The sequence below is a fragment of the Sphingomonas sp. R86520 genome, from assembly GCF_042466285.1.
Classification (GTDB): Bacteria; Pseudomonadota; Alphaproteobacteria; order Sphingomonadales; family Sphingomonadaceae; genus Sphingomonas.
The window spans coordinates 1,307,079-1,325,106 of the sequence record NZ_JAXHBZ010000001.1; the positions used below are offsets into that span (position 1 = coordinate 1,307,079).

At 65.7% G+C, this 18,028-nt stretch carries 12 protein-coding genes; 7 read left to right on the top strand and 5 right to left on the bottom strand.

Going from position 1 to position 18,028, the window contains the following annotated elements:
• Positions 1-134: 134 nt before the first annotated feature.
• From SJY41_RS06000 to SJY41_RS06015, 4 genes are all read right to left on the bottom strand, one after another.
• A complete protein-coding gene (locus SJY41_RS06000) occupies positions 135-425 on the bottom strand; it encodes a DUF1488 family protein (RefSeq protein ID WP_380779936.1) in 291 nt (96 codons plus the stop codon).
• Between the two features lie 5 nt (positions 426-430).
• Entirely contained in the window at positions 431-712 is a 282-nt protein-coding gene (locus SJY41_RS06005; protein ID WP_380779938.1) for a hypothetical protein, read from the bottom strand.
• 179 nt (positions 713-891) lie between these two features.
• Positions 892-2,286, bottom strand: a complete 1,395-nt coding sequence (locus SJY41_RS06010) for an alpha-amylase family glycosyl hydrolase (RefSeq protein ID WP_380779940.1) — start codon at positions 2,284-2,286, stop codon at positions 892-894.
• The gene (locus tag SJY41_RS06015; RefSeq protein ID WP_380779942.1) at positions 2,286-3,875 is read right to left on the bottom strand and encodes an MFS transporter; all 1,590 of its coding nucleotides are present in this window, start codon (positions 3,873-3,875) and stop codon (positions 2,286-2,288) included. The genes SJY41_RS06010 and SJY41_RS06015 overlap by 1 nt, the downstream gene beginning before the upstream one ends.
• A gap of 48 nt (positions 3,876-3,923) precedes the next feature.
• On the opposite strand from SJY41_RS06015, the gene SJY41_RS06020 reads away from it, so the two are divergent.
• Entirely contained in the window at positions 3,924-4,604 is a 681-nt protein-coding gene (locus tag SJY41_RS06020) for a DUF6445 family protein (RefSeq protein WP_380779943.1), read from the top strand.
• A 113-nt stretch (positions 4,605-4,717) separates the two neighbouring features.
• Here the strand turns inward: SJY41_RS06020 and SJY41_RS06025 are convergent, their stop codons facing one another.
• Complete coding sequence (locus tag SJY41_RS06025) at positions 4,718-5,740, bottom strand: substrate-binding domain-containing protein (RefSeq protein ID WP_380779945.1); 1,023 nt, start codon at positions 5,738-5,740, stop codon at positions 4,718-4,720.
• A gap of 200 nt (positions 5,741-5,940) precedes the next feature.
• Here SJY41_RS06025 and SJY41_RS06030 point away from each other — a divergent pair, with 200 nt between their 5' ends.
• From SJY41_RS06030 to SJY41_RS06055, 6 genes are all read left to right on the top strand, one after another.
• Positions 5,941-8,889 carry a TonB-dependent receptor gene (locus SJY41_RS06030; protein ID WP_380779947.1) on the top strand — a complete coding sequence of 983 codons (2,949 nt, stop codon included), beginning with the start codon at positions 5,941-5,943 and terminating at the stop codon, positions 8,887-8,889.
• Positions 8,890-8,964: 75 nt separating this feature from the next.
• Positions 8,965-10,479, top strand: a complete 1,515-nt coding sequence (locus SJY41_RS06035; RefSeq protein ID WP_380779949.1) for a tryptophan halogenase family protein — start codon at positions 8,965-8,967, stop codon at positions 10,477-10,479.
• A complete protein-coding gene (locus SJY41_RS06040) occupies positions 10,476-12,278 on the top strand; it encodes an alpha-amylase family glycosyl hydrolase (RefSeq protein ID WP_380779950.1) in 1,803 nt (600 codons plus the stop codon). The genes SJY41_RS06035 and SJY41_RS06040 overlap by 4 nt, the downstream gene beginning before the upstream one ends.
• 11 nt (positions 12,279-12,289) lie before the next feature.
• Positions 12,290-13,891 carry an alpha-amylase family glycosyl hydrolase gene (locus SJY41_RS06045; RefSeq protein WP_380779952.1) on the top strand — a complete coding sequence of 534 codons (1,602 nt, stop codon included), beginning with the start codon at positions 12,290-12,292 and terminating at the stop codon, positions 13,889-13,891.
• Positions 13,888-15,420, top strand: coding sequence for a tryptophan halogenase family protein (locus SJY41_RS06050; RefSeq protein WP_380779954.1), 1,533 nt, complete (start codon positions 13,888-13,890; stop codon positions 15,418-15,420). Before SJY41_RS06045 ends, SJY41_RS06050 begins: the two co-directional genes overlap by 4 nt.
• Positions 15,417-17,945, top strand: coding sequence for a TIM-barrel domain-containing protein (locus SJY41_RS06055; protein WP_380779955.1), 2,529 nt, complete (start codon positions 15,417-15,419; stop codon positions 17,943-17,945). Before SJY41_RS06050 ends, SJY41_RS06055 begins: the two co-directional genes overlap by 4 nt.
• Positions 17,946-18,028 lie beyond the last annotated feature (83 nt).

The window sequence follows — 18,028 nt, forward strand, 5'->3', positions numbered from 1 at the left end:
CAACTTACGAACCGGGTTCGGATCAGCCTGGCGCGCGTCGATGTGCGGCGTGGTGCTGGCGACGGCGCTGCCGGCGGTGCTCGCGATCGACGACGCTTGGTCAGGCGAACGACGCTCCCGAGGACCTTCTGACATTATACGTCGAGATCGGCGGACGTCAGCAGGATCGGCGGTTCTCCGCCGAGACGCTTGACGAACTCTCGCAGAGCGACGCGGTGAATTTCGTCTTCGTGTTCCTCGAAGATCTCCATCGCGGTTTCTGGATCGATGCCGTCGAGATCCGGATCTTGCATTTCAGCCAGGGCATCCGCGGTAATCAGGAATTCGACGTCGCCGAGGCTCGTCGCGCCGATGAACCCGATGCTTTCCCGTTCCGCGATCCAAAGCCCGTCACCGCCTTGAAACCGAACGCTGGGGCCCGCCAACGACCTCAGCCCTTTGTCGCGGCTGGAAGCCGCTCGGCAAGTACCGCGATGCCTTCGCCAGCGAACGACGACGTCGAGACGCCTTCGATCTGAACCGGCCGTTCGGCCGTCAGCGTCGCCGCCGCCTTGTGTTCAGGATCTAGATCGACCCATGCACGGACGGCACTGGCAAGGCTCGTGACTTCGGCGATGTCGCTGTTGCCGCGCGGCACGTTCTCGAGCGCAGCACTCATACGCCAATCGATGGCGGGGGTCTTCGTCGCATCGCCCCAGGTTGCTTCGGTCATCGTGTTGCTCGCCCTTGATCGTTGCCGGCTGCGCCTCACCCTTGGGTAGACGCGCGCACTCAGGACAAGAAGCGCCGAACCGCGTTATTGTTCATCGGAATGCGTAATCCCGCATGACCATGTTCCGTCCAAGCGCGCGGTGCCGGCCGTTGCACATTCCGCTGCGCTCCAAAGGCGCTCTACGATCCGGCAAGCAGCGTCACGCCCCAGGCCGGCAGCGTCATCGTCTGGCCCGCTGCCACCGTCACCGCCTGTCCCGTCCGGAACGCGCGGTACCGCCCTGCCTGCAGCGTAGTAGGAAAGGTGACAGTGACCGGCGTTTTGGAGAAGTTGAACGCGGCGAACACCTTGTCCGCGCCCTGCTGCCGCACGAAGCTGAAGACCTGTTTGGGCTTGTCGTTCTCGACCTTGACCATCGTCGCGCCCCACTTGCCGTTGGCGAGCGCCGGGTGGCCCTTACGGAACGCGATCAGGTCGCGGTAAAGCGCGTCGAGTCGGCATGGCTTCGACCAGACGATCGGATCCTTCTCGAAGAATTCGAGGCGCTTGGGATTGCAGGCCTCCTGCCCGTCATAGATCATCGGGATGCCTTCGCCGACCATCTCGAGCGTGATGGCGGCGTCGAGCATCGGCCCGAACGCCTCGAATTGCGTCTTGTGCCAGGCATTGATGTCGTGGTTCTCGATCCACAGCATCCGCATGCCGGCCTTGGGCCACGCCTTCTCGTTCTCGCTGTAATAGCCATAGAGCGCGGTCGCGTCGGAGGTGCCAGCGGCGATGCCTTCCACGGTCTCGTACCACTGCCAGCTATAGGTCGCATCGAACGCGCGCGCGAGCAGGTCGGGCGTCTTCCATTCGGCGAGCATGAACACCGGCCGGATCGCCTCCAGATCGGCGCGCGCGCCCTCCCAGAAATCGAGCGGGACGTAGCCGGCGACGTCGGCGCGGTAGCCGTCGATCCCGAAATCGCGGACCCAATAGGCCATCGCCTCGGTCATCGCCTTGCGCAGGCCGGGCTTCGAATAATCGAGGTCGATGATATCGGTCCAGTCCCACCACGGGGTCGGGTGGAAATCGCCGTGCCAGTCGCGCTTGTACCAGTCGGGATGCTGCGTGACCCATTTGTTGTCCCATGCGGTGTGGTTCGCGACCCAGTCGAGGATCACGTGGAACCCTTGCGCGTGCGCCGCATCGACGAACGCCTTCAGGTCCGCCTTGTCGCCGAATTCGGGGTTCACCGCGGTGTAGTCCCGCACCGAATAAGGGCTGCCGAGGGTACCCTTGCGGTTCTTCACGCCGATCGGCTGGATCGGCATCAGCCAGAGGATGTCGACGCCGAGCTTCTTGAGACGCGGCAACTGCGCCTGAGCAGCGCGAAACGTGCCTTCCTTGGTGAACTGCCGCGTGTTGATCTGGTAGATCACGGCGTCCTTCACCCAGGGCGCGTTGGTCAGGCTGACATACGGCCGCGGGGTGTAATCCGCCTCCGTCCGCTGATTAAGCGGCGGACGCTGGGCCGCGATCGGCGCAGCGGCGGCGAGTAAAGCGAGGGCGGCGGTGAGGGCGCGGCGCATTAGGAGACTCCATCGGTGATTTCGGGGACGCGCAGCATCGCCAGCGCGGCCAGCGCAAGGACGACCGCGGCGAACGCCATCGTCCAGATCGGTTCGGTCGGGAAGAACGCCTTCAGCACCGACCCCATCAGAGTCGCGACCAGCAACTGCGGCAGGACGATGAAGATATTGAACAATCCCATATAGATACCGAGCTTGGCCTGGGGCAGGCTGGAGGCGAGGATCGCGTAGGGCATGGCGAGGATCGACGCCCAGGCGATGCCGACGCCCACTTCGCTGACGATCAGCAGCGTCGGATCCCGCACCACGAGGAAGCTGGCGAACCCGGCGGCGCCACACATCAGGCAGGCAATATGCGTCTTCACCCGACCGATCCGTCGCGCAAGCGCTGGCAAGACGAGCAGCGCGACCAGCGCCGCGACTGCGTTATAGACCGCGAACAACACGCCGACCCAGTCGCTGCCAGCGTTGTAGGCCGCACTCGTCGCATCGCTCGATCCGTACATGTACTGGGCGACCACGGGCGTGGTGAAGATCCACATGATGAACAGCGCCGACCAGCTGAAGAACTGGACGAGCGCGAGACGCTTCATCACGGACGGCATCGCCGCAAAGTCGCCGACGATCTGGCTCAGCGCGTTGTCGGTATTGCCGCCGCGCGCGAGGATGATCCCGGCGAGACTCGCGGCACCGTAGGCGACGAGCAGCCCGCCGAGCAGGTACACTTCCTTCTGCAGCGCCAGTTCGGGAACCGCGACGATCACTAAGATCCCGGCCACGATCCAGGCGATGCCGCTCGCCAAGCCGCGGCTGGCGAGCGCACGGACGGGCACGGCCAGCGCTTCGTCGGCGTCGCGTTCGCCGAACGCTGCCATTTCCGACGGGCTGTATTCACGCGTGCTGCCGACCGTCCACAGGACCGCAAGCAACAACGCCGCGCCGCCGACCCAGAAGCTGTAGCGTACCGTATCGGGCACGCCGGCCAGGGCATCGCCGGACACGCCCAGATGCGCCAGTACAAACGGGAAGATCGACCCGACCACCGCGCCCGTGCCGATGAACGCGGTCTGCAAGGCATAGCCGGCGGTGTGCTGATCCTTGCGCAGCATGTCGCCCACGAACGCGCGAAATGGCTCCATCGAGACGTTGACCGAGGCATCGAGCACCCACAATGTCAGCGCGGCGAGCCAGAGCATCCTGGCTTCCGGCATCACGAACAGCGCGAGGGCTGCGAGCACGGCGCCGGCGAAGAAATACGGGCGGCGACGACCGAAGCGAGTCCAGGTGCGATCGCTGTAGTGACCGATGATTGGCTGAACGAGCAAACCCGTCAGTGGTGCCGCGACCCAGAGATAGGAAAGGTCGTCGAGCGACCCGCCCAGCGTCTGGAAAATCCGGCTCATATTGGCGTTTTGCAGCGCGAAGCCGATCTGGATGCCGAAGAATCCAAAGCTGATATTCCAAAGACCGCCAAAGCCCTGGACTGGTTTTTCGGTCAAAATGCGCCTCTCCCGTCGGCCGCCGCTTGTCCGCGCGGCGATCCTGAGACGTCGGCTTGCCGCCAAGCGTGTGGCAAAACAACTATGCATACGAATACCTTGCCGCGTGGCACGTCACCGCGGCATGACGGCAGCGCAATGACCGACATAACGAAAACCACGATCTACCAGCAAGGCAACGAGCGACGACCGTTGATCGCGATCGATGATTTCTGGCCCGACCCGGATGCGCTGCGCGAGGATGCCGCCAGCCTGCGCATGGCGCCGATCGGCCCCCATTACCCGGGCGTCCGCGCGCTCGTACCACCTCGCCTGGCCGCGACGATGCGCCGACGGATCGCACCGTTGCTGGCCGGGCATTTCGGGCTCGATCCGGCGCCGGCGGTGTCGGAGGCCTATTATTCGCTGGTCACCACCGCCCCCGCCGACCTGGCCCCGATCCAGCGCCTGCCGCATTTCGATGGCGTCGAGCCGGGACGGATCGCCGTGCTCCTGTTCCTCGGGCATGACGAGCAAGGCGGCACCGCGTTCTATCGCCAGCGGTCGACCGGCTACGAAAGCGTTGATGCGTCGCGGCTCGACCGGTTCAAGGCGGAGCTGGAGCGCGGGGTTGGCACGCACGGGATGCCCGAAGCGGCGTATATCGCCGGGGACACGGCGCTGTACGACTGCGTCGCGGTTCGGCCGGCCCGTTTCAACCGTGCGCTCATCTACGCGGGCAACACCCTACATTGCGCGTATCTGCCGCCCGAAGTGGTGCTGAGCGCGGACCCGCTGGCAGGACGGTTGACGCTCAACCTGTTTCTCTTCGACGACTGAGCCGGCCGGCAGCGCACCGACCGAGCCCGCTCCCGTCGTCCGGACTTTCGTCAGCGTGACGGACTGCTCCGGACGACGCGGCCCTGCCCCGCACGGGCACGATTATCTTCGCGCTACGTCCCGCTGCTCGCCCGGATCACCAGATGCGTCGGGAGCGGTGAATCTTCGGTCACCTCGTCCCGAAGCCTCGCCAGCAGCGTCCGCACCAGCGCCTCGCCAGCCCGGCGCGCGTCCTGGGTGACCGTGGTCAGCGGCGGGGTGGTCAATTGCGCCGACGCGATGTCGTCGAACCCGACGATCGCCACGTCGTCCGGGACAGATCGTCCGGCCGCCGTCAGGGCGCGCATTGCACCGATCGCGATGCTGTCGCTCGCCGCAAAGATAGCATCGTACGTGACGCCACGCCGGGCGAGTTCGGCGACTGCGTCCTGACCAGCTTCCTCCGCCGTGATGGCATCGACCTGCAACCGCTCGTCCAGCTCCAGCCCGGCAGCCTCCAAGGCGTCCCGGTATCCCCGATAGCGGTCTTCGAGTTCGGGATACCGTCCATCAGCCGCCCCCAGAAACGCAATCCGGCGTCGTCCGCGCGCGATCAAATGCGCCGTGGCAGAATGGCCGCCGCCGCGATTGTCCGATCCGACGGTGATCCCCGCGGGTCCGGTCCCGACCGCGCCCCAGCGTACGACCTTGGTGCCCTGTTCGGTCAGGTGATCGAGGCGCGCGCGATATGCTTCGTAGTCGCCATAGCCGAGCAGGATGATGCCGTCGGCCTTGCGACTGTCCTGGTAATCGACGTGCCAGTCGCCCGACAGTTGCTGGAACGAGATCAGCAGGTCGTAGCCGGCGCGCGCGCAAGCATGGGTGATCGATCCGAGCATCGACAGGAAGAACGGGTTGATCGTCGAATCGTCCTCGGCCGGTTCCTCGAAAAACAATAGCGCGAGCGTGTTCGCCGCCTGGGTTCGCAACGACGATGCGTGCTTGTCGACCGCGTAATGCAGGCTCTGCGCGATTGCCTCGATCCGCTGGCGGGTCTGCGCATTGACCGATTTCGAGCCACGCAGCGCGCGCGACACGGTCGGCTGCGACACGCCAGCCAGCTGCGCGATGTCAAACGATGTCGGGCGACGGTTCATCGTCAGCGCCTTTGCCCGCGAGCGTGGTCCAGAAGAGACAGGGTCTGCATGAACCAGTGAATACGTATGCTCGTCTCTTTTGCAACGACCTCACCCGAAATATAGCGGCGTTGCGACACCCGACGCATCGTCATGACGTCGGGGATACCACGAGAAGCAATTGAGGATGCGCGGGATTTGTCTCGCCTGAAGGGGATTTCATGAGCCAGTCTACTCCGTTGCGCGCACGCGCGGCGTTCGGCATTTCCGCGCATGGCCGCCTTGCGCTCCGCGTCAGTGCAACCGCGCTCGCCGCCGCGCTGATCCTGCCCGGCCAGGCCGCGTTCGCGCAGGCGACGACCGGAACCGCACCGGGCACTGCAAACGCCAATCCGACCGCGCCGGTACAGGCTGACGCGATCACGACGACCGCGCAACCGACCCCCGAGCCAGCCGATACCGCCACCGCCGCGGCGCAGGCCGTGCCGACCGCCGACTCCGATATCGTCGTCACCGGCATCCGCGCCGGCCTCGACTCGTCCGCCAAGATCAAGCGCCAGTCGGTCCTGATCGTCGACTCGATCTCCGCCGAGGACGTCGGCAAGCTGCCCGACGTGTCGATCGCGGACTCGCTCGCACGCCTGCCGGGTGTAACGGCCCAGCGTCTCGAAGGTCGCGATCAGCGCCTGTCGATCCGCGGCCTAGGCCCCGATTTCTCGACCACGCTGCTCAACGGGCGCGAACAGGTGACGACCGGCGACAATCGCGGCGTCGAGTTCGACCAATATCCGTCGGAATTCTTCAAGAACGTCAACGTCTACAAGTCGGCCGACGCGTCGCTGATCGCTGCCGGTGTCGCCGGTACGGTCGATCTGCGCATGCTGCGCCCGCTCGATCAGGCCCACCGCATCATCGCGGTCAGCGCCCGTGCGCAGATGAACGGCATCGACAAGCTCAATCCCGACGGCGATCGCTACGGCTACCGCGCATCGGCGACCTATGTCGATAAGTTCGCCAACGACACGCTCGGCATCGCGATCGGCGTGTCGGCGACGCAGACCCCGTCGCAGGACGAGCGCTATAATGCGTGGGGCTATAACGGTACCGGCACCGCCACCGATCCATACGTCATCCAGGGCGCCAAGCCCTATGTCCAGTCGAACGAGCTGAAGCGCTATGGTGGCGTCGCGACGATCGAGTGGCAGCCCTCGGACAATTTTCACTCGACCTTCGACGCGCTGTATTCGCATTTCGAAGAGACGCAGCACCTTCGCGGCATCGAATTCCCGCTCGCGAGCAACGTCGGCGCAGCCAACACCAACATCACCGGTGTCTCGGACGGGTTCGCCGACGCGATCACGTTCAACAACGTTCACGCAATCCAGCGCAACGACTTCAACCAGCGCAAGGCCGAGAATTTCTCGCTCGGCTGGAACAACGACCTGAAGCTGACGGACAAGATCCACCTCAACGTCGACGCGAGCTGGAGCCGCGCGACGCGCACCGACTTCACGCTCGAGACCTACACCGGCACCGGCTATCAGGCGTCGGGTCCGGGCGACACGGTCAAGGTGTCGCAGAACGCCAACGGCACCTACAAGATCGTGCCGACGCTGGATTATACCGATACCAACGTCTTCAAACTGACCGATCCGCAAGGGTGGGGCTATAACGGCACGCAGGCCGTGGTGCAGGCAGGCTTCCTCGGCAATCCGGATTTCAAGGACGATCTGAAGTCGCTCCGCGCGAGCCTGAACGGCGAATTCGACAACAGCATCGTCAAGGGCTGGGAAGCCGGTGGCAACTATAGCCGCCGCGAGAAGACCAGCGCCTACAAATCATACTTCCTGTGCCCGAAGGGTACCGGCGTCGATTGCACCGTTGCCAGCGGCACGCCGACGTCGGCGGCCGTGCCGTCCGACGCCATCATCGGCACCGTTCCGCTCGACTATCTCGGCGTTCCAGCTGCCCTCGCGCTCGATCCGCTGTATCTCTACAACAACAGCTACAACAGCTTCTACGACAACCGCCCGGAGTCGCTGGTCCGCGACAATACGGTGACCGAGAACATCTACACCGGCTATGCCAAGATCACGCTCGACGGCGATCTCGGCGACAAGGCGTTGAAGGGTTCGATCGGCGCGCAGGTCGTGCATAGCGATCAGCGTTCGGACGGCCAGATCGCCAGCGTCGTCGGCGGCGTGGTGACCAATGCACCCGCCGCGCAGAAGGTGACCTACACGAACTTCCTGCCGTCGGCGACGATGTCGGTCGAGCTGATCCCGCTCGGCTTCGTGAAGCTGGGCGCTTCGCAGACGATGGTCCGCCCGCGCCTCGATCAGGAGCGCGTGACGCAGGCGGTCGGCATCAACGTCGCGAACATCCAGGCGAACAACACCAATCCCGGGCTGAACCCGGTGTTCACCTCGACCGGCGGCAACGTCAATCTCAAGCCGTACCAGTCGACCAACATCGATCTGTCGTTCGAGAAATATTTCGCCGGCGGCGGTTACGTCGCGCTGTCGGGGTATTTCAAGCACCTCACCGACTTCGTCGATCCGAACAACAGCTATGCCTATGACTTCTCCTCGCTGCTGAGCGCGCTGACCCCGGCGCAGCGTGCGATCGTCGTCGCGAACGGCCTGCAGGCCGGTGTCGTCAGTGCTCCGGCGAATACCGGACGCGGCTCGGTGCTGGGCGTCGAGGGCACCTTCTCGCTGCCGTTCAAGGCCGTGACGTCGGCGCTCGACGGGTTCGGCATTTTCGTCTCGGGCAATTATACCGAATCCGAGATCAAGTACGCCAACAACCCGGTCGATGCGATCACCCTGCCCGGCTTGTCGAAGCTGACCGGCAGCGGCACCTTCTACTTCGAGAAGAAGGGCTTCCAGGCGCGCGTCAACTATCGCTACCGCTCGTCCTTCCTCGCCGAAGTCGCCGGTATCTCGTCGACGCCGACCTATCGCACCGCGCGGTCCGAAGGCATCCTCGATGCGCAGGTCGGCTATGAATTCCAGAGCGGGCCCCTGGCGAACTTCGCGATCCTCGCGCAGGCCAAGAACCTGACCGATCGGCCGTTCGTGACGTACCAGAATGGCGACCAGCGCCAGGTGATCGACTATCAGCGCTATGGCCGCGATTACTATGTGGGCATCACGTACAAGTTCTGATCGGATCGAACGCGGCGCGGTCCTCCCGATCGCGCCGCGCCCGTGCCTGATATACTGGAAGCGGGAACGCGGACGATGGCCAACCAACCCTTGCGCATTGCGATCGCCGGCGGCGGCACTGCCGGGTGGATGGCGGCCGCGACCTTCGCTCGCTTCCTCGATGCCCGGTTCGAGATCGACCTGATCGAGTCCGACGCGATCGGCACGGTCGGGGTCGGCGAGGCGACTATCCCGCAGATCCGGTTGTTCAACGACGCGCTCGGGCTCGACGAGGACGCGTTCCTGCGCGCGACGGGTGGCACGTTCAAGCTCGGCATCGAGTTCGTCGACTGGTTCAAGCCGGGCCATCGCTACATGCACGCGTTCGGCGATGTCGGGCGCGACGTCGGTCTGTTGCCGTTCCACCAATATTGGTTGCGTGCGCGGTCGCTCGGGCTGGCCGGCGATCTGGGCGCCTATTCGCTCAATACGCACGCCGCGCTCGCCGAGCGGATGCAGCGCGGTCCTGCCCGCACGTCGCGTGTCCTGCCGGCGATGCCGTACGCGTATCATTTCGATGCCGGTCTCTACGCACGGTATTTGCGGCGCTATTCCGAAACGCGGGGCGTCAACCGGATCGAAGGCAAGATCGTCCGCGTCACGCGCGACGGCGAGAGCGGCGACGTCTCCGGCGTCGTGCTGGAGAACGGCACGACGGTCGTCGCCGACCTGTACATCGACTGCACCGGGTTTCGCGGGCTGCTGATCGAGCAAGCGCTCGGCACCGGGTACGAGGACTGGACGCACTGGCTGCCGTGCGACCGCGCGATCGCGGTACCCTCGGCGCGCAGCGAAGCGTTCACGCCGTACACGCGCTCGACCGCGCATGCCGCCGGTTGGCAGTGGCGCATTCCCTTGCAGCATCGCACCGGCAACGGCGTCGTCTTCTCCAGCGCGCACATGAGCGAGGACGAGGCGACGGCGACGCTACTCGCCGGGCTCGACACGCCGGCGATGGCCGATCCGCGGACGATCGCGTTCCGCACGGGTCGTCGCAAGCGGATGTGGAACCGCAACGTCGTCCCGCTCGGGCTCGCCGCCGGGTTCATGGAACCGCTCGAATCCACCAGCATCCACCTCATCCAATCGGCGATCTCGCGACTGCTAAAGCTGTTGCCGGGCCGCGTCATCGCCGAAGCCGACCGCACCGAGTTCAACCGCCAGAGCGACTTCGAATACGAACGCATCCGCGACTTCATCATCCTCCACTACAAGGCGACCGCGCGCGACGACACGCCGTTCTGGCGCCAATGCCGCGACATGGCCGTCCCCGACACGCTCGCCGCGAAGATCGACCTGTGGCGGGGCAACGGACACATCGTCCGCGAGCATGAGGAGCTGTTCACCGAAGTCGGCTGGCTTCAGGTACTGGCCGGACAAGGCATCATGCCGGCGGGCCACCACCCGCTGGCCGACGCGATATCGACGAGCGACCTGGGGGAGTTCATGGACACGATCGACAAGCTGAACGCGCGCGAGGCAGGCCAGATGCAGGACCACGCCGCGTTCGTCGCCCAGCATTGTGCAGCAGCGGCAGGGCTTGGCGCATGAGCATTGCCGCCGCCATCCTGCTCGCGCTGTCGGGCACCGCCGCCGTGCCGCCCGCCGACTACCGCGCGCGTGCGCCGCAGGACGAGGTGATCTATTTCGTCCTGCCCGACCGGTTCGAGAACGCCGACCCGAGCAACGATCGCGGCGGGATCGCCGGCGATCGGCTGAAGACCGGCTATGATCCGACCGCCAAGGGCTTCTATCACGGCGGCGACCTGAAGGGGCTGACCAAGCGGCTCGACTATATCCAGCATCTCGGCGCGACCGCGATCTGGCTCGGGCCGATCTTCAAGAACAAGGCGGTGCAAGGCGCGCCGGGCCACGAATCCGCCGGGTATCACGGCTATTGGATTACCGACTTCACCCAGGTCGACCCGCATCTCGGCACCAATGCCGACATGACGGCGTTCGTCGACGCCGCCCACAAGCGCGGGATGAAGGTGTACATGGACATCATCATCAACCACACCGCCGACGTGATCCAGTACCGCGAATGCTCGGTCGGCATGCCCTGCCCGTACCGCGACCGCGCGACCTATCCGTACCAGCGCAAGGGCGGGGTCGGTGGCAAGGCGATCAATCCCGGGTTCGTCGGTGACGGCGTCCAGACCGCGGCGAACTTCGCCAGGCTGACCGACACGACCTACGCCTACACGCCGTACGTGCCCGCCGCCGAGCGGACCGTGAAGGTGCCCGCGTGGCTCAACGACCCGATCTATTACCATAATCGCGGCGACACGACTTTCATGAACGAGAGCTCGACGATGGGCGATTTCTTGGGCCTCGACGACATCATGACGGAGAACCCGCGCGTCGTGAGCGGGATGATCGACATCTTCGGATCGTGGATCGACCGGTTCAAGGTCGACGGCTTCCGCATCGATACCGCGCGCCACGTGAACCCGGAATTCTGGGCGCAGTTCGTGCCGGCGATGCTGACGCGCGCGCAGGCGAACGGCATCCCGAACTTCCACATCTTCGGCGAAGTCTCCGACCACGAGATCCGCCCCGCGGTGCTCGCGCAGCATACGGTCGTCGACAAGCTGCCCGCGGTGCTCGACTTCGCGTTCCGCCAGGCGGTGGTCGAGACGGTCGCGGGCACGCGCGGCACCGATGCGTTCGAGGCGTTGTTCGACGGCGACGTGCTGTATGCGAAGGGCGTCGACACCGCGGCGATCCTGCCGACCTTCACCGGCAACCATGACGACGGGCGGTTCGCGACGTTCGTACGCAAGGCGTTCCCACAGGCGTCCGACGAGGAAGTGCTGAAGCGCGTGCTGCTGTCGAACGCGATGCTGTTGACCTTGCGCGGCGTCCCGACGATCTATTCGGGCGACGAACAGGGCTTCGTCAGCGACGGCAACGACCAGGATGCGCGCGAGGACATGTTCGCGTCGAAGGTCGCGATCTACAACGACAACCGGCTGCTCGGCACGACCAAGACGACCGCCACCGAAAGCTTTGGCGAGACCAATCCGCTGTTCCGCGAGATCGCCGCGCTGGCGAAACTCCGCGTGACGCATCCCGCACTGACCCGCGGCCGCACGCTGATGCGTAGCCGTAGCGAAACGCCCGGTCTGCTCGCCGTGTCGCGCTTCGATCCGACAACGGGTGCAGAAACCCTGCTTGCGTTCAATACCTCCGCGAAGCCGCTCAGGCAGGCGGTGCAGGTCGAGACCCGCTCAACGCAATTCGCTACGCTCGCCGGCACATGCGCAGCCCGCGCTGCTGCCCCCGGCAGTGTCACACTAACCCTGCCCGCGTTCGGCTATGCCGTCTGCGCCGCGGAGACTCGTTGATGCCTGTACGAATGCCTGACGCTGCCGCCGACCGCCCATGGTGGAAGGGTGCGACGATCTACCAGATCTATCCCCGTAGTTTCGCGGACTCGAACGACGACGGGATCGGCGACCTGCCGGGCATCACCGCGCATCTCGACTACGTCGCCAGCTTGGGCGTCGATGCGGTGTGGCTGTCGCCATTCTTCACCTCGCCGATGAAGGATTTCGGCTACGACGTGTCGGATTATCGCGACGTCGATCCGATCTTCGGTACGCTCGCCGATTTCGACGCCCTGATCGCGCGCGCGCATGCGCTCGGCCTCAAGATCATCATCGATCAGGTCTATTCGCACACCTCGGAGGAACATGACTGGTTCCGCCGGAGCCGCGCCTCGCGCAGCGGCGACAAGGCGGACTGGTATGTCTGGGCGGATGCGAAGCCCGATGGCACACCGCCGTCGAACTGGCAGTCGGTGTTCGGTGGCCCCGCCTGGACCTGGGATGCCAGGCGCGGGCAATATTACATGCACAATTTCCTGAAGGACCAGCCGCAGCTCAACGGGCATAACCCCGCGGTGCAGGACGAGCTGATCGCGACCGCGCGGTTCTGGCTGTGTCGCGGCGTCGACGGCTTCCGGCTCGATGCGATCAACTTCGCGATGCACGACCCGGCGCTCACCGACAATCCGCCTGCACCCGCGACCAATCGGCCGCGGACGCGGTCGTTCGACTTCCAGCAGAAGCTGTACAACCAGAGCCATCCGGACATCGTCGGCTTCATCGAGCGGATCCGTGCGCTGCTCGACGAATACGGCGCCGGGTTCACGGTCGCTGAAGTCGGCGGCGACGACAGCGACCGCGAGATGAAGCTGTTTACCGGCGGCAATGGCCGGCTCAACAGCGCGTACGGCTTCGACTTCCTGTACGCGGACCAACTCACGCCCGAACTGATCGTCGATGCGGTCGGCAACTGGCCCGATACGCCGGGTCTCGGCTGGCCGAGCTGGGCGTTCGAGAACCACGACGCGCCGCGCGCGGTATCGCGCTGGACCACGCCCGACCAGCGCGAGGCGTTCGCGCGGATGAAGATCCTGCTGCTCGTCGCGTTGCGCGGTAACATCTTCCTGTACCAGGGCGAGGAGCTGGGGCTGACGCAGGTCGACATCGCGTTCGACGACCTGCTGGACCCGGAAGCGATCGCGAACTGGCCGTTGACCCTGTCCCGAGACGGCGCGCGTACCCCGATGCCGTGGATCGGCGCCGCGCCCGATCTCGGGTTCGGCAGCACCGAGCCCTGGCTGCCGTTCGGGGAGGATCACCGCGCGATCGCGGTGGACGCACAGGAAACGGACGCGACGTCGCTGCTGCACTGGACGCGGACGCTGATCGCCGCGCGGAAGGCGCATCCGGCGCTGCGGCTCGGGAGCCTGCGGATCGTCCACAGTGACGATGCGGTGATTGCATTCGAGCGGGAGTCCGCGGACGAGACGCTGCTGTGCGTGTTCAATCTCGGCGACGACGCACGTGATTGGCCGTCGAGCATCTCCATCGACGGCGACATGCTGTTCGCGACCGACGGCGCCGACGCGACGACGCTGCCGCCGTTGTCCGGGCTGGTGCTGCAACGGTGATCGACGGACCCGGCCAGCATATCGTCATCCTCGGCGGGGGCACCGCCGGGTGGATGACCGCGTGCCTGATCGCGCATCGCTGGCGGAATCGCGGCGTCCGCGTGACCTTGGTCGAAAGCCCGGAGATCGGCATCGTCGGCGTCGGCGAAGGATCGACGCCGCAGTTGAAGCATTTCTTCGACACGCTCGGCATCGCCGAAGCCGAGTGGATGCCGGCGTGCGACGCGACCTACAAGCTGGGGATCGGCTTCGAAGGCTGGTCCGACCGCGCGGGGTACGAACGCTATTTCCACCCCTTCCCTACCGAACTCGACGGCCACACCGCGCCGCAGTTCTTCTACAACACGCGGGCACGGCGGACGGGGCGCGATGTTCAGGCGCATCCCGACCAGTTCCTGCTGCCCGATCGCCTAGCCGTCGGAAACTGCGCGCCGCAACCGGCCGCGAACTTCCCGTTCGAGGTCAGCTACGGCTATCACTTCGACGCGTACAAGGTCGGCGCCTTCCTTGCCACGCATGCGACCGAGAGACTGGACATCGTCCATCTGCAGCGCCGGATCGACAGCGTCGAGCGCGCCCAGACCGGGGATATCGCCGCGCTGATCGATACCGACGGCGAGCGCATCGCAGGCGATTTCTTCATCGATGCGAGCGGGTTCCGCGGCACGATCTTCAACGCGCTCGAAATGCCGTTCGTCAGCTATGCCGGCGCGCTGTTCAACGACCGCGCGGTGGTCATGCCCACCGCGCATACCCCCGGTGCGCCGATCCCCAGCCAAACGCGCGGGACCGCGCTGTCGGCCGGCTGGGCGTGGCACATCCCGCTTACCAGCCGAAACGGCAACGGCTATGTCTACTCCAGCCGCCACCTGACCGAAGCACAGGCGGAAGCGGAACTGCGCGCGCATATCGGCGCCGAGGTAGGCGAAGCGCGCCACCTCAAGATGCGCGTCGGCCGACTCCGCGACAGCTGGTCGCACAACGCGCTCGCAGTCGGGCTCGCACAGGGCTTCCTCGAGCCACTCGAGGCGACCGCGCTGCATCTCGTCATCGCGACCGTCGAGGCATTCCTCGCCGCAATCGACGAAGGCGGCGCGACCGACGCGGTCCGCACCGCGTTCAACACGCGCATCGCAGCGCGCTACGACGGCGTCCGCGACTACATCGTCGCGCATTACCGGCTGAATCAGCGCCACGACGATCCGACCGGCTATTGGGCGGAAGCGCGCGGTATCGAAGCCCTGTCCGACGACCTCAAGATGCTGATGTCGACCTGGTTCACCGGCGCGGACATGGTCGCGGCGATCGATCGCGCCGGGCTCGGCCGCTATTATTCGGCGATCAGCTGGCACTGCCTGTTCGCCGGCTACGGCACCTTTCCCGACGCCGCACGGCTCATTCAGCCCGGCGCCGATATCGATCCGATCGACCTGCCGAAGATCGACGATTTCCTGACCCGTTGCGTATCGAATTTCGGGTCGCACGCCTCTCGCCTCCGCCATCTGGCGGGCCACAAGGATCACGTATGAAACGCATCGCCCTCCTGCTCGCCGCTACCGCCGCCATCGGCAGCGCACCCGTCCATGCCCAGACGAGCGTCGTCGCAGCACCAAAGCTGGTCCCGAACCGCGACGGCGTAGAAGTCCAGGTCGGGACCAAGGCGACGCGGATCACAGCGATGACCGACGGTCTGATCCGCGTCCGCGTCGCCAAGAACGGCCTGTTCCCAGAGGACGCCAGCTGGGCCGTTCCCGCCGAGGTCCGCCGCCAGAAGATCGCCGTCACCGCGGCCCCCGATGGCTTCACCACCGCCAGCGTCCGCGTCCGCGTCGGTGCAGGCGGCGCGATCACCTTCGAGACGCTCGACGGCAAGATCATTTCCGCCGACGCCGCGCCGGTCTCGACCGACGGCAAGGCGTTCGCGATCGCGAAGACGCTGCCGATCGCCGAGCATTTCTACGGCCTTGGCGACAAGACGCAGGGGCTCGACCGGCGCGGCCACGGCTTCGTCGACTGGAACACCGACGCGTTCGGGTTCAGCAGCGCGGACGATCCGATCTACAAGTCGATCCCTTTCTTCATCGGCACCGGTGGCGCTGGCGGCAGCTACGGCATCCTGCTCGACAATACGTTCCGCACCTGGTTCGACTTCGGCCACCGCGATGCCGAGACGCTCTCGTTCGGCGGCCCCGACGGCCCGATCGACTATTACTTCATCGCCGGACCATCGATGGCGGAGGTCACGCGCCGTTATGCCGACCTGACCGGCCACGCGCCGCTCGCCCCGAAATGGGCGCTCGGCTATCAGCAGTCGCGCTACAGCTATGGCAGCGCCGACGAGGTCCGCCAGATCGCCGCCCGCCTGCGCAGCGACCGCGTGCCGACCGACGTGATCTGGCTCGACATCGGCTATCAGGATCGCAACCGGCCGTTCACCACCGACGCCAAGACCTTCCCCGACTTGCCGAAGCTTGCCACCGAGATGAAGGCGGACGGGATCAAGTTGGTCGCGATCACCGACCTCCACATCGCCGCGGTCGAGCAGGGCTACGCGCCCTACCAGAGCGGCATGAAGGCCGACGCGTTCATCAAGAACGCCGATGGCAGCCCCTATGTCGCGCCGGTCTGGCCCGGGCCGTCGGTGTTCCCCGACTTCACCAAGACCGCCGCGCGGACGTGGTGGGGCACGCAATATAAGGGCTTCCTGGACGCCGGGATCGCGGGGTTCTGGAACGACATGAACGAGCCGGCGATCTTCGAGACGCCGACCAAGACGATGCCGCTCGACACCCGCCACCGCATCGACAGCGACGATTTCGCCGCGCGGATCACCGATCACCGCGAGGCGCACAACGTCTACGGCATGCAGAATACGCGCGCCACGTACGACGGCCTGCTCAAGCTGCGTCCCGACGAGCGCCCGTTCGTGATGACCCGCGCGAGCTACGCCGGCGGACAGCGTTACGCGGTCACCTGGACCGGCGACAACAGCGCGACCTGGGATCACCTGAAGCTGTCGGTGCAGCAGATCATCAACCTCGGCCTGTCCGGCTTCGGCTACAGCGCCGCCGACGTCAGCGGCTTTGCGGGCGGCCCGAGCCCCGATCTGCTCACGCGTTGGACGGAGATCGGCGCGTTCACGCCGGTGTTCCGCAACCATTCGGCGACCGGCACGCCGCGCGTCGAGCCGTGGGTCGACGGCCCCGACCACCTTGAGATCCGCCGCCGGTTCATCGAGGAACGCTATCGCCTGATGCCGTATTTCTACACGCTGGCGGACCAGAACGCGCGGTTCGGCGATCCGATCATGCGCCCGGTATTCTACGATTATCCCGCCGCCGCGACGGCATCGTGCGACCAGTCGATGGCGTTCACGCTCGGCAAGTCGCTGCTGATCGCACCGCCACCCAAGCCGGAATCGCCGCAGACCTACGACGTCTGCCTGCCCGCTGGTGGTTGGTATGATTACTGGACCGGTCAACGCGTCGGCACGCCCGAGCCCGCCACCGCCGGCCCGATCCAGTCCGCGACGCAGGCAGTGCCGACCGCGCGCACGCTCGGCGACCGCGTGACGGAGACGCCGCGTCTCGATCGCCTGCCCGTGTTCGTCCGCGCCGGCACGATCCTGCCCCGGCAGCCCCTGGTCCAGAGCACGAGCGAAACCCCGAACGGCCCGCTGCGTCTGGACGTCTATCCCGGCGCCGATTGCCTCGGCACGCTGTACGAAGACGACGGCCGCACGCTGGCCTACACCCGCCGCAGCTTTTACCGCCAGACGATACGCTGCACGATCACGCCCGCGGGCCTCTCGCTCGACTTCGCCAAGCCCGAGGGGAACTTCAAGCCGTGGTGGAAGACCATCGCTGTCACCGTCCACGGGTGGACTGGCACCGGCGTAGCACGCGTCAGGGGCAAGCCGATCACCGTCGTTCAGGACGTGGCGGCTGGAACGTCGACCCTGGTCGTTCCGCCGCAGTCATCCGTCGGCACGTTCCTGCTCGAAGGTCGGCAACAGGGCGGCGGTTCGACGTCGAACGGTGCTCAAACGCAGTAGCTGGCGCTCAAGGGATGTCTCGGGACAGCGAATGAAAGCCCAGCATTCGTTCGCCAACTCTCGGCGCAACTCATGGCCGGTAC